Genomic DNA, 12,941 nt, shown 5'->3' with positions numbered 1-12,941 from the left:
CCCCACCTGCTAAACCTCTTCTACGGAACTGGGCTCTGCACGAGACAGATCGATGCCCAGTTCTTCCGCAGCCGTGAAGACTGCGTCATCAGAGTCACGCATTTCAATTGTGGTTCCGTCCGTGGAAAGAACTTCCACGTTCAGGCACAGCGACTGCATTTCCTTGATCAAGACCTTGAAGGACTCAGGAACGCCCGGCTCCGGGATGTTCTCGCCCTTGACGATGGCTTCGTAGACCTTCACACGACCGTGGATATCATCCGACTTGATCGTGAGGAGCTCCTGGAGCGTGTAGGCGGCGCCGTAAGCTTCGAGCGCCCACACTTCCATTTCACCGAACCGCTGGCCGCCGAACTGTGCCTTACCACCCAGCGGCTGCTGCGTGATCATGGAGTACGGGCCGGTGGAGCGCGCGTGGATCTTGTCGTCCACCAGGTGGTGGAGCTTCAGGATGTACATGTAGCCGACCGAGATCGGATCCGGGAACGGCTCGCCGGAGCGGCCGTCGAACAGGCGGGTCTTGCCTGAGGAGTTGATCAGGCGGACACCGTCGCGGGTGACGTTGGTGGAGTCGAGGAGACCAGTGATTTCCTCTTCACGCGCACCGTCGAAGACCGGCGTTGCGACAGTGGTCGAGCCACTCTCGCGCGGCAGGTTCGGCAGCTGCTTGACCCACTCGGGCTCGCCCTCGATCTTCCAGCCGGTCTTGGCAACCCAGCCGAGGTGCGTTTCGAGCACCTGGCCGACGTTCATACGGCCCGGAACACCCAGCGGGTTCAGGACGATATCAACGGGGGTACCGTCGGCAAGGAAGGGCATGTCCTCGATCGGGAGGATCTTGGAGATAACGCCCTTGTTGCCGTGACGGCCGGCGAGCTTGTCGCCGTCGGTGATCTTGCGCTTGGCGGCCACGTAGACGCGGACCAGCTGGTTGACGCCCGGGGGCAGCTCGTCGTCGTTGTCGCGGTCGAAGACGCGGACACCGATAACGGTGCCGGACTCGCCGTGCGGAACCTTCAGGGAGGTGTCGCGCACTTCGCGGGACTTCTCACCGAAGATGGCGCGCAGCAGGCGCTCTTCCGGGGTCAGCTCGGTCTCGCCCTTGGGCGTGACCTTTCCGACCAGGATGTCGCCGGCTTCGACCTCGGCACCGATGTGGATGATGCCACGCTCGTCCAGGCCTGCAAGGACTTCCTCGGACACGTTGGGGATGTCACGGGTGATTTCCTCGGCACCAAGCTTGGTGTCGCGGGCATCGATCTCGTGCTCCTCGATGTGGATGGAGGAAAGAACGTCCTCTGCCACGATGCGCTGGGACAGGATGATGGCATCCTCGAAGTTGTGGCCTTCCCATGACATGAATGCCACGAGGAGGTTCTTACCGAGGGCCAGTTCGCCCTGGTCCGTTGCCGGGCCGTCAGCGATGATGCCGCCGACTTCCAGGCGCTGGCCTTCGTTCACCAGAACGCGGTTGTTGTAGCAGTTGCCCTGGTTGGAGCGGGCGAACTTGTTGATCCGGTAGTTGGTTTCCGTACCGTCGTCGTTGAGCACAATCACGAGCTCAGCGGAGACCTCGGTGACCACACCCGCCTTCTTGGCGATGGTGACGTCACCGGCGTCGACGGCAGCGGCGCGTTCCATGCCGGTACCGACAAACGGCGCCTCGGAACGGACCAGCGGCACGGCCTGGCGCTGCATGTTGGCACCCATGAGTGCGCGGTTTGCATCGTCATGCTCGAGGAACGGGATCAGGGCGGTAGCCACGGACACCATCTGGCGCGGGGAAACGTCCATGAACTCGACCTCGGCGGCGGGAACCAGCACGGGCTCGCCTCCACCACCACGGGCACGGACGAGGACCGTCTCTTCGGCGAACTTCTTGTTCTCGTCGAGCGGAGCGTTGGCCTGTGCGATCAGGACCTCTGCCTCGTCATCGGCCGTGAGGTACTCGACCTCATCGGAGACGACACCCTCAGACACGAGGCGGTACGGGGTCTCGATGAAGCCGAACGGGTTGATGCGTCCGTAGGAAGCCAGTGAACCGATCAGACCAATGTTCGGGCCTTCAGGGGTTTCGATGGGGCACATACGTCCGTAGTGGGACGGGTGAACGTCTCGGACTTCCATGCCTGCACGGTCACGGGACAGACCGCCCGGGCCAAGAGCCGACAGGCGGCGCTTGTGGGTCAGACCCGACAGCGGGTTGTTCTGGTCCATGAACTGGGACAGCTGGGACGTTCCGAAGAACTCCTTGATCGCTGCCACGACGGGGCGGATGTTGATCAGGGTCTGAGGCGTGATGGCCTCGACGTCCTGGGTCGTCATACGCTCGCGGACAACGCGCTCCATGCGGGACAGGCCGGTGCGGACCTGGTTCTCGATGAGCTCGCCGACGGCGCGGATGCGGCGGTTGCCGAAGTGGTCGATGTCATCGATCTCAACGCGCAGCTCGTGGTCCTGGCCGTCGCGCTTGCCCGTGAGGGTCTTCTCACCGGCGTGCAGGGCAACGAGGAACTTGATCATGGCGACGATGTCTTCAACGTGCAGGACAGACGCTTCCTTGTCGCCAAGGGAGCGGTCGATGCCGAGCTTGCGGTTGATCTTGTAGCGGCCAACCTTGGCCAGATCGTAGCGCTTGGAGTTGAAGTACAGGTTGTCCAGCAGGGACTGGGCAGCCTCGACCGTGGGCGGCTCGCCCGGTCGCAGCTTCCGGTAGATGTCCAGCAAGGCATCTTCGCGGGTTTCGGTGGCGTCCTTCTCCAGCGTTGCGCGCATGGAGTCGTACTGGCCGAACTCTTCGAGGATCTGGCCTTCGGTCCAGCCGAGGGCCTTCAGCAGCACCGTGACGGACTGCTTGCGCTTGCGGTCGAGGCGAACGCCGACCTGGTCGCGCTTGTCGATTTCGAGTTCGAACCAGGCGCCGCGGGACGGGATGATCTTCGCGGTGAAGATGTCCTTGTCGCTGGTCTTGTCGGCGGTGCGCTCAAAGTAGGCGCCCGGGGAGCGGACCAGCTGCGAGACAACAACACGCTCGGTGCCGTTGACGACGAAGGTGCCTTTCTCGGTCATCAGCGGGAAGTCACCCATGAACACGGTCTGCTGCTTGATTTCGCCCGTGTTGTTGTTCATGAATTCGGCCTTGACATACAGCGGAGCCGAGTACGTTGCGTCCCGGTCCTTGCACTCAGCCATGGTGTACTTCGGATCAGCGAACTCCGGCTCCGAGAAGCTCAGGGACATGGTGCCCTGGAAATCCTCGATCGGGGAGATCTCTTCAAAGATGTCGGACAGACCCGAGGAGGTGGCGACGCTGAGGTCGCCTTCTTCGACGGCCTTGGCTACGCGTGCCTGCCAGCGTTCGTTTCCGACCAGCCAGTCAAAGCTGTCCGTTTGCAGGGCAAGCAGATTCGGAACGTCAAGAGGTTCGTGAATCTTTGCGAATGAGAGCCGGCGGGTTGCACCGTCGGTGCTGTCGGCATTGATAGCGGTTGCAGCGTTGTTTACATTAGAGGTGCTCGAGGCGACCAAGAGGGATCCTTCCACAGACCTTCAGGCGTTTTCAGATCTCCCCCGTTATGCACCCTGCGGAGTGACTCCGCAGTGCTACCAGTCCGGTTCCGCTATATGACCCGGGACCCGCGCTGGCCATGGGTGGTGCACGTTGTAGACGGCACATTGATGGCGCAGCTGCCAGGCTAAGCCCACCGCTATATGAAGGCTGAAGGTAAACAGGGAAGACGCAAATATCTACGATACGGCAAAGCAACCTACTTGTCTACCCCACTTCGCGCGGGATTGCAAGCACGGGGCCGCCGCTCGCGCCCGGCGCCCCCGGCGGGCGAATGGCCCCGTGACCGGGGTCACGATAGCCTTGCTGTACATCGTTCAAGATCGGAAGAGAAAACCATGAGCAACTCTGCAGACAACAATGATGTTGTCATCCTCGCTGCCGCCCGCACGCCCCAGGGACGCCTCAACGGGCAACTCGCGAGCTTCACGGCCGTGGAACTCGGCGCGCACGCCATCCGGGCGGCCCTGGCCGCCAGCGGCGTGAAGGCGGAGCAGGTGGACTCGGTGATCATGGGCCAGGTGCTGCAGGCCGGAGCCGGCCAGAACCCCGCCCGCCAGAGCGCCGTCGGCGNCATCGGCTGGAACGTCCCGACGGTGACCATCAACAAGGTCTGCCTGTCCGGGCTGACCGCGGTGATCGATGCGGCCCGGATGATCCGCAGCGGCGACGCCACTGTCGTCGTCGCCGGGGGTCAGGAATCCATGACCCGGGCGCCGCACATCCTCCCCGGTTCCCGGCAGGGCTGGACCTACGGTTCCTTCCAGGCCCTCGACGTCGCAGCCCATGACGGCCTGACCGACGCCTTCGACGGGCAGTCCATGGGCTTGTCCACCGAGACCAAGAACCTCACGCTGGGGATTGACCGCACGTCCCAGGACGAGGTGGCGGCAGCGTCCCACCAGCGCGCCGCCCGGGCCGCCAAGGACGGCGTGTTCGACGGCGAAATCGCCCCGATCAGCGTCAAGCAGCGCAAGGGCGAGCCGGTCATCCTGGCCGCGGATGAGGGCATCCGGCCGGACACGACTGTCAGCTCGCTGGCGGGCCTGCGGGCGGCGTTCGTCACGGACGGCACCATCACCGCCGGCAACTCCTCTCCCCTGTCCGACGGCGCCTCGGCCCTCGTGCTGTCTTCGCGGAAGTTCGCCGAGGACAACGGTCTTGAGTACCTTGCCGTCGTCGGCAAGCCCGGCCAGGTGGCGGGTCCCGACAACTCGCTGCACTCCCAGCCCTCCAACGCGATCAACAGCGCACTGCACAAGGCCGGCTGGTCCGCCGCTGACCTGGACTTCATCGAGATCAACGAGGCCTTCGGTTCCGTCGCTGTGCAGTCACTCAAGGACCTTGGCTTCCCGTTGGAGAAGTGCAACATCCACGGCGGCGCGATCGCCCTGGGCCATCCGATCGGCGCGTCCGGCGCCCGGCTTGCGCTACATGCGGCGCACGAGCTGAAGCGGCGCGGTAGCGGCAAGGCCGCTGTGTCCCTCTGCGGCGGCGGCGGCCAGGGCGAAGCGCTCCTGCTGTTCCGCGACTGAGCGCCATGACGGACCCCGCAGAGCCCGTGCCTGGCGCGGCGGCCGATGGTGGCGGCGCCGGGCGGGAACGGTTCCTGGCGGACGCCGCCACCCGCGGCCTCGACGTGCAGCTCGTGGAGCGCCTTGCCGCGAAAAGCCTCGAGGAGGCGGCCAGGATCCTTGGAATCCGGCCTGGGGATATCGTGAAGTCACTTGTGGTCAAGCACAAGGACGGCAGTTTCCTTTTTGCGCTCATCCCGGGCGACCGGCAGATTTCCTGGCCCAAGCTCCGCGCGCTGATCGGGGTGAACAGGCTGTCGCTTCCGACGGCGGACGTCGCCCTGGCGGCCACCGGCTACGAGCGCGGCACCATCACACCTCTCGGAAGTACCGTTGCGTGGCCGGTCTACGCGGACCGGAGCATCACCGGACGCAGGATTTCCCTGGGCGCGGGCGAGCATGGCTACAGCGCCTTCGTGGACGCCGACGCCCTGACCGCCGCCCTCGACGCCGTGGTCGCGGACATCTCCGAACCGAACTAGCCCAGCCGGGTTAACTGCAACGCGGGGTCACTTCCGGCCCATCCGGACGGTCAGGATGGGCCGGACGTGACCCCGCGTTGCTGTTAGGCGGTGACGGTGAGCGCCTCACCGTTGACGGTGAGCCGCCAGTTGTCCTGGCTGAACACCGCCACGTCCAGGCTGCCGTGCTCCACGACGTAGTCGATGATCCGCTGCCGGATTTCCTGCTGGCTGTTGGAGAGCACCGGTGCCGTCTTCACTGCCGGGAAGTTGCCGCCGCCGCTCTGCCGGTAGTTGTTGATGGCCAGGGCGAATTCCTGGTCCATCCGCAGGGCCCCGGTGCCGTAACTGAGCCCGGTGATGCGCTGCCCCACCGGCTTGGCGAGGTCGATCTCGTACTTCAATGGTGCGTCTAGGCCGTATACGACGTCGTAGTTGTAGTCCGGCGTCCCGCCCGGGGCCACTGCGGTGGCAGCGTTCGTAACGTCGGCGGCGCGTGCTGTGGTGCTGAGGACCGGCTTGAAGTACTGCGCGGACCATTCCAAATAATCCTTGACCTGGGCTCCAGTGACCTTGATGGAGAGCAGCGTGTTGTCGAAGATGTAGAGACCGGCGACGTCCCTGATGGTCAGCGGCCCGGCTTTGACGTCCACCGAACGGGAGAAGGCCGCAGCGATGGAGAGCACCGGGAGGCCGGCGGACGGGCTGTTGGCCAGTTCAGCCTTGATGGTGCTGGCCTGGATGTAATTGATGGCGTCGATGGCCGCCGAGTCCTCCCAGCAGGCGGTGGCCGTGCTCAGCGGGGCGGTGCAGGTGCCGATCACCTCGTTGACGTACTTCACCGTCGCCTCGTGCCCGGCCTGGACGGCGCGCACGACGGCGGGGTCGGCGTCGGCCGTCTTGGCGTCCAGCAGGTGCGAGCGGGCGGACGTGACGGTCCACTTGCCTTTGTCCTTGGCCAGCTCCAGATCCATGACGGAGACCCGCATGCCCCACTTGAGCGGTTCCGTCAGGAGGACGGGCTTGCCTGTGGCCTTGTTGGTGACGAAGCGTTCCGGGATCTCCAGGTGGGCGTGGCCGACCAGGATGGCATCGATGCCGGGAACCTCTTCGGCCAGCTGCGTGGAGGCGTTCTCCGGGAACGGCAGGGCATCGCCGTAGGAGGATCCCGGGGTGGCGCCCGAGTGGCTCGTGACGATGACGACGTCGGCTCCGGCGGCCTTGAGCTGCGGAATGACGGTCTTTGCCTCCTCGACGATGCCGTTGAAGTCCAGCTTTCCCTGGACGTTGTCGCGGTCCCAGAGAGCGCAGCCGGGGGTGACGAAGCCGATCAGGCCCACGGTCAGCCAGCCGTTGTCGGTCTTCACGCGTTTGAGCACGTACGGCGTGAAGGCACGCTTGCCGGTGACGGCGTCGTGGACGTTAGCGCCGAGCAGGGGGAAGTCGAGCTGGCGTTCCCAGGTGCGCAGCAACGGGATGCCGTAGTTGAATTCGTGGTTGCCCAGGCCGACGGCGTCGTACCCCACCGCGTTCATGGCCAGCGCCATGGGGTGCGTGACCGTCGCGGAAATGGGGCTGATCTTGGCGAAATAGTAGGCCAGGGGTGTCCCCTGGATGGTGTCCCCCGCGTCGATGGTGAGCGTGTTCGCCGCTCCACGTTCGGCCCGCATGGCCTTGATCAGGGTGGCCGCCTGGGCGATGCCGATCTTGTTTCCCGCGGTGTCGGTGTAGGGGACGTTCTTGAAGTAGTCCCAGTTGAAGACATTGTTGTGCAGGTCGGTGGTGCCAAGCACCGTCAGGGTGAACGGCTTCCGGCCGGTTGCGGGGACTGCCTGGGCGGCCGGGGCCCCGGCCAGGGTCGCTGCGGCTGCGCTTCCCCCGACGAGGGCCGCGGTGAGCATGGCGCGGCGGGAGAGGGGAGTGTTGGGGTCGGTCATTGTGTGAGCTCCTCAAAGTTGGCGGCCTGTTGGCACAAAGCCAAAGTCTAGGGGCGCACCTGCCGGGGAGAACAGAGAGTCAGCAATCTTTTTTGCGAATTCACGTTCCGTTGGCTTCCGGCCGGAACGCAGGAAACCCCGCCCACCGGAGTGGACGGGGTTTCCCGGAGCGGAACGGGAACGCGTGGTTCCCGGACAGTTCCTGAAGCGGCGAGTTACTTGAGGGTAACGCGAGCGCCGGCTTCTTCGAGCTGTGCAACAGCCTTCTCGGCAGCTTCCTTGGTGACGCCTTCGAGGATGGCCTTCGGGGCGCTGTCAACAACGTCCTTGGCTTCCTTGAGACCCAGGGAAGTGATTGCGCGAACTTCCTTGATGACTGCAATCTTCTTGTCGCCCGGGTGCTCCAGGATGACGTCGAATGCGGTCTGCTCTTCTTCTTCAGCGGCGCCGCCAGCAGCGGGGCCAGCAACTGCAACAGCAGCAGCCGTAACTTCGAAGGTCTCTTCGAAGAGCTTTACGAACTCAGAGAGCTCGATGATGGTCAGTTCCTTGAAAGCTTCAATGAGCTCTTCGTTGGTGAGCTTCGCCATGGTGTGGCGTCCTTCCTATAGTGGTGCTCGGCGGCCGGAGCCGTGCCTTCGCACCGGAGTCTGGTTTAGAGAGTTAGTTCTCTTCGGGGGCTGCGGCGTCGGCCGGAGCTTCAGCGGCGGCGTCGGCCGGGGCTTCAGCAGTTGCGTCGGCCGGGGCTTCAGCAGCGGCGGGCGCTTCGGCTTCAGCCGGTGCACCGTTCTCTTCTTCAAGCTTGAGGCGCAGCGCGTCGATGATGCGTACAGCGGCGGCAGCAGGAGCCTTGAGGATGCCTGCAACCTTGGCGAGCTGCAGCTCGCGGGACTCGAGTGCTGCCAGGGCAGCAACTTCGCTGGCGTTCAGTGCCTTGCCCTCGAAGTAACCGGTCTTAATAACCAGCTGCTTGTTGGCCTTGGCAAAATCCGTCAGGCTCTTGGCAGCGGCAACTGCGTCACCCTTGATGAACGCGATTGCAGTGGGGCCGGCGAGCTGACCGTCGAATGCTTCGACACCAGCTTCCTTGGCTGCAATGGCGGTCAGGGTGTTCTTGACGACCGAGAACTTGGTGTCCTGGCCGAGAGAGACACGCAGCTGCTTGAGCTGTGCAACGGTGAGCCCACGGTATTCGGTCAGGACAGCGGCGTTCGATTCCTTGAAATCGTTAGTGATCTCAGCTACTGCTGAAACCTTGCTAGGCGTTGCCATAACCCTCCTTCCGGGGATAGTGCCGGTATTTCCCGGTCCCCGCTCAAAAGAGCTAAAAACTAAAAAACGCCCCGCGCAGATGCACGGGGCTTGTCTCGACGCAGTCCATGACTGCGGAGCTTTGCTTCGTTCACCTGCGCCGGCCGCCCTATGTTCAGGGTCCTTCGTCCGGAGATCCACTGGCTCTCCCGGCGCGACTGCAGAAGTGAGTCTTGCTTGGGAGAGTGGATTTCCAACAACCGACGGTCTTTGGTCCCCCCAGCTTACGCGAGACGGGGCGTGTGCTCCAAATCGTGCCCCTGGCGTGCCGTTCAGCTGACGCTGGGGCCGAAGTCCGGGAGCTCCTTTTGCCAGATCCCCGTCACTCCCGCCGTGGTGAACCCCAGCTGCAGGTTGACCTTGAGGAGGTACCGGTTTTCCGGGGCGTTCCAGGTGTAGAGGACCCGGGCATCCGGGAACTGTTCGGAGAGCCGTTCCATGTTCGCGACCTTGATCAGCAGGCCCAGCTTGTTGCCCCGGTGCTCGCTGAGAACCACGGTGTCGTCCTGGAACACGACGTCGGGCCGCAGTGCGAGGACGCTGATGGTGGTCAGGCCCACCAGCTCGCCGCTGCCGATATGTTCGACGGCGGTGACCACTGTCCGGCGGCCCTGCGCGATGGCGACGTCTTCCGCCTCGCGGAGGATGCCGCCGTCGAACACCATGTCCGTGTCGTCGGCTCCGGGCACTCCGTCTTCGCCCGCGCTGTTTTCCAGCGCCGCGACGGCCTCAAGCCACTGGTCCGGGCATCGGTCCGTCCAGTGGTGCAGGCGGTAGCGGCCGGCGTTGGCTTCCTCGGCCTCGGTTTCCAACTCCTCCACGAGCTTGCTGTCCAAGGGCAGCGTGCAGGCACTGAACTGTTCGATGTGCTGCAGGGTATAGCCGCTGTGGCGGGCGAACTCGACCTCCCGGCTGTTCATCGGGACGAAGCCGAGGCCCGTGCCGGGCACCAGCTGCCCGGCTTCGCTGTCGCCCAGTGAGGAACTCGGATGGTTCGTGTCGATCAGGATGGTATGACGGCCCTCATCGCGGGCGAAGTGCTCCGCGGCTTCGAGGAGCTGGCGGCCCACTCCCCGTCCCTGAAATTCCGGCAGGACGTCGAGGGCGAATTCGGCCAGGTCGAGGTTGTCCGCGAGAGGCAGCGCGATGTCGACGGTTCCGGCGATTTCCCCGCCGACCCTGGCCACGAGGATGACCTGGCGCTCGTAAGGGTCCGCCATTTCCAGCAGCTTTTCTTGCGGCGCGTAGGCGAGATCGTCGCTCCCCCAGGTCTGCATTCGCACCTTGCGTCCCACTTCGACGGCGGCAATGAAGTCGGCAGCGTCTGTCCCGTCAAGGGAATCAGGGATCCACAGCTGTTCAATCCGTACGTCGTTTGCCATAACGGGCATCATCCCCAGCTGTTCTGCCATCCATGGGTGCCGGAAACCCGGCGACAACCGGGTTACCACCGCCAGCATATGCCGGTTTGCGCCGGCGTTCCATCCAATCGTTCCTTCAATACGGGTCCATCAATACCCGCAATACCCGTTCCGTCAGCGACATGCGGCGGCCCCTTCGTCGCCGCTCAGCCGCCGGCGCCGACGCTCCGCTGCCATTCCCCGTCCCAGCCGGCGGCCCGGAAGCCCCGGGCAATATTGATCGCGAGCATGTGATCGTTTTCTGCTGCGGTGATCGTGATGACGCGTTCCACCGCCGGGTACTCCGCCAGCAGGCGCCGAAGGTTGCGGCATGGGCGGGAACATCCAGGGCACTGAAGCGCGAGACCTGTTCCAACCGGTACCCGGCTTTCAGGGCAAAGCGGACACCGCGCGCGTCTGCGGGAACCGCTCCCGTTCCGGTGGCCGGCTTGACCGTTGTGTCCCGGTTTTCCGGGTCAAAGCCGGCAGGATGCTCCGTGCAGCTCTGCAGGATGGTGCGGCCCGCCGCGGCCGCCAGCTCTTCCGCGGGCGCAGCAGTGCCTGGCCAATCCCCCGGCCGCTGAACTCCTCAAGCACATCGATGTGGACCATTGCGCTGCGGAGGTTCTCCTGGAGCTCGCAGCGGACCCAGGACCGGGCCGCCAACCGTCCGTCCTGGCGCACGAAGAACAGCTGGATTCTCCGGTACTCATTGTCACGCCAGAACTGCAGCCGGGCCTCGGGCGGGGTTGCCCGGCCCAGGTTGCCCCAGATATGTCGGGGCAGGGCGTCGCACAATTCGCCGGCGTCAAGGAAGTTGCCCGCGTCCGGGGAATCGAGGGCGTCAGGGAGCACGAGACGTTCGATGCGGTACGGGGCTGTAGTCACCGGGGCAGCGTAACCGTGCCCGCCCCGGAACGCAGAAAAGACCGCCCCGCGGATGCGGGGCGGTCTTTTTTGCTGCCTACCGGGGATTAGACCTCGGTCAGGACCTTGGTGACGTTGGGGTCAACCGAGATGCCCGGGCCGAACGTGGTGGCGACGGTAGCCTTCTGGATGTACCGGCCCTTGGAAGCGGACGGCTTGAGGCGAAGAACCTCTTCCAGGGCGGCGGCGTAGTTCTCGGCCAGCTTGAGGGCGTCGAACGAAACCTTGCCAATGATGAAGTGCAGGTTGGAGTGCTTGTCGACGCGGAAGTCGATCTTGCCGCCCTTGATGTCGTTGACGGCCTTGGCGACGTCAGCGGTCACGGTGCCGGTCTTCGGGTTCGGCATCAGGTTACGCGGACCCAGGACCTTACCGAGGCGGCCAACCTTGCCCATGAGGTCAGGGGTGGCGACGGCGGCGTCGAAGTCGGTCCAGCCGGCTGCGATCTTTTCGATCAGGTCATCGGAACCAACGAAGTCGGCGCCGGCTGCGATAGCTGCCTCAGCCTTGTCGCCCGTTGCGAAGACGAGGACGCGGGCGGTCTTACCGGTGCCGTGGGGCAGGATAACGGTGCCGCGGACCATCTGGTCGGCCTTGCGAGGGTCAACGCCCAGGCGGAAAGCGACCTCAACGGTGGCGTCGAACTTGGACGGGTTGGTGTCCTTGGCCAGGGTCACTGCCTCGAACGGCGCGTAGAACTTCTCCGCGTCGATCTTGGCTGCGGCTGCCTCATATGCTTTGCTGCGCTTTGCCATGCTGCTTATTTCTCCTTGTGCAGTTGTGGTCTGCGGACCGCGCTGGGCCCTGCCACAGTCGGGGCTCCGGCCGGTTTATCCGTGCCGGGTTTCCAACATTTCAATGTTTAGGTGGTGCCGGTTGCCCGGCGGTAAAGGCTCTTAGCCTTCGACGGTGATACCCATGGAGCGGGCGGTGCCGGCGATGATCTTCGCGGCGCCTTCGAGGCTCGTGGCGTTGAGGTCTTCCATCTTGGTGGTGGCGATCTCGTTGACCTGGGCCTGGGTCAGCTTGGCAACCTTGACGGTGTGCGGGGTCGGTGAACCCTTGGCAACGCCTGCAGCCTTCTTGATGAGTTCCGCGGCCGGCGGGGTCTTGGTGATGAACGTGAATGAACGGTCCTCGTAGACCGTGATTTCAACCGGAATAACGTTGCCGCGCTGGGCTTCCGTCGCAGCGTTGTACGCCTTGCAGAATTCCATGATGTTGACACCGTGCTGGCCAAGCGCAGGACCGATCGGCGGGGCCGGGTTAGCGGCGCCTGCCTGGATCTGCAGCTTGATGAGGCCGGTGACCTTCTTCTTGGGAGCCAATGTAGGGTCCTTCTCTCAATTACGTCCTGGGGCACAGGAGCGTGCCTCAGGTTGGTGGCCGCCATGGCGAGGCGGCCGGCCGCTCCGGGGCTGCTAAGCGGGCAGTCCGGAGCGAATTCTGTGGGGAAAGCTAGATCTTGCTGACCTGGTTGAAGGCCAGCGTGACCGGGGTTTCGCGCTCGAAGATGGAGACCAGCACCACGAGGGTCTGGGAGTCCACCTTGATTTCGGAGATCGTGGCCGGAAGGGTCTCGAAGGGACCTTCCTTGACGATGACGGACTCGCCGACCTCGAAGTCGACGTCGATCTGCGCGGCGGCGTGCTTGACCGGCTTGCCCTTCTCGGCCTGCTCTTCTTCGAAGACCGGGGCGAGCATGGAGAAGACCTCATCGAGGCGCAGCGGGACCGGGTTGTGGGCGTTGCCCACGAAGCCGG

11 protein-coding genes and 1 pseudogene (1 of these 12 only partly in view) are annotated in these 12,941 nt (G+C 64.4%); 2 read left to right on the top strand and 10 right to left on the bottom strand.

From position 1 onward, the window contains the following. Positions 1–9: 9 nt before the first annotated feature. Positions 10–3,528: a DNA-directed RNA polymerase subunit beta gene (gene rpoB / locus K789_RS0106180; protein ID WP_024365999.1), complete on the bottom strand. Its 3,519-nt coding sequence runs from the start codon at positions 3,526–3,528 to the stop codon at positions 10–12. 378 nt (positions 3,529–3,906) lie between these two features. On the opposite strand from rpoB, the gene K789_RS0106175 reads away from it, so the two are divergent. Together K789_RS0106175 and K789_RS0106170 are read left to right on the top strand one after the other, a co-directional pair. Continuing rightward, complete coding sequence (locus K789_RS0106175) at positions 3,907–5,103, top strand: acetyl-CoA C-acetyltransferase (protein ID WP_024365998.1); 1,197 nt, start codon at positions 3,907–3,909, stop codon at positions 5,101–5,103. A gap of 5 nt (positions 5,104–5,108) precedes the next feature. Then, a complete protein-coding gene (locus K789_RS0106170) occupies positions 5,109–5,624 on the top strand; it encodes an aminoacyl-tRNA deacylase (RefSeq protein WP_192815734.1) in 516 nt (171 codons plus the stop codon). A gap of 83 nt (positions 5,625–5,707) precedes the next feature. On the opposite strand, the gene K789_RS0106165 is transcribed toward K789_RS0106170, so the two are convergent. The 9 genes and pseudogenes from K789_RS0106165 to nusG all read right to left on the bottom strand — a co-directional run. Next, positions 5,708–7,540: a bifunctional metallophosphatase/5'-nucleotidase gene (locus K789_RS0106165; protein ID WP_024365996.1), complete on the bottom strand. Its 1,833-nt coding sequence runs from the start codon at positions 7,538–7,540 to the stop codon at positions 5,708–5,710. A gap of 215 nt (positions 7,541–7,755) precedes the next feature. Further along, positions 7,756–8,130, bottom strand: a complete 375-nt coding sequence (gene rplL / locus K789_RS0106160) for a 50S ribosomal protein L7/L12 (protein WP_024365995.1) — start codon at positions 8,128–8,130, stop codon at positions 7,756–7,758. Between the two features lie 73 nt (positions 8,131–8,203). Further along, a complete protein-coding gene (gene rplJ, locus K789_RS0106155; RefSeq protein ID WP_024365994.1) occupies positions 8,204–8,812 on the bottom strand; it encodes a 50S ribosomal protein L10 in 609 nt (202 codons plus the stop codon). A gap of 311 nt (positions 8,813–9,123) precedes the next feature. Next, positions 9,124–10,233 (bottom strand): GNAT family N-acetyltransferase, encoded by a 1,110-nt coding sequence (locus K789_RS0106150; RefSeq protein WP_024365993.1) that lies wholly within the window; start codon positions 10,231–10,233, stop codon positions 9,124–9,126. A gap of 185 nt (positions 10,234–10,418) precedes the next feature. Beyond that, positions 10,419–10,544, bottom strand: coding sequence for a hypothetical protein (locus K789_RS26405; RefSeq protein ID WP_272943957.1), 126 nt, complete (start codon positions 10,542–10,544; stop codon positions 10,419–10,421). A 97-nt stretch (positions 10,545–10,641) separates the two neighbouring features. Continuing rightward, positions 10,642–11,139 (bottom strand): hypothetical protein, encoded by a 498-nt coding sequence (locus tag K789_RS22490; protein WP_051180925.1) that lies wholly within the window; start codon positions 11,137–11,139, stop codon positions 10,642–10,644. An 86-nt stretch (positions 11,140–11,225) separates the two neighbouring features. Next, positions 11,226–11,933 carry a 50S ribosomal protein L1 gene (gene rplA, locus K789_RS0106140; protein ID WP_024365991.1) on the bottom strand — a complete coding sequence of 236 codons (708 nt, stop codon included), beginning with the start codon at positions 11,931–11,933 and terminating at the stop codon, positions 11,226–11,228. Between the two features lie 141 nt (positions 11,934–12,074). After that, positions 12,075–12,506, bottom strand: a complete 432-nt coding sequence (rplK, locus tag K789_RS0106135) for a 50S ribosomal protein L11 (RefSeq protein WP_024365990.1) — start codon at positions 12,504–12,506, stop codon at positions 12,075–12,077. 130 nt (positions 12,507–12,636) lie between these two features. Next, a pseudogene (gene nusG, locus K789_RS22485) lies at positions 12,637–12,941 on the bottom strand (transcription termination/antitermination protein NusG) (it continues 564 nt past the right edge of the window).

The sequence above is a fragment of the Arthrobacter sp. TB 26 genome, assembly GCF_000427315.1.
GTDB lineage: Bacteria > Actinomycetota > Actinomycetes > Actinomycetales > Micrococcaceae > Arthrobacter.
Note: the sequence above shows the minus strand (reverse complement) of the source record. Positions and strands in the feature narration are given on the sequence as shown.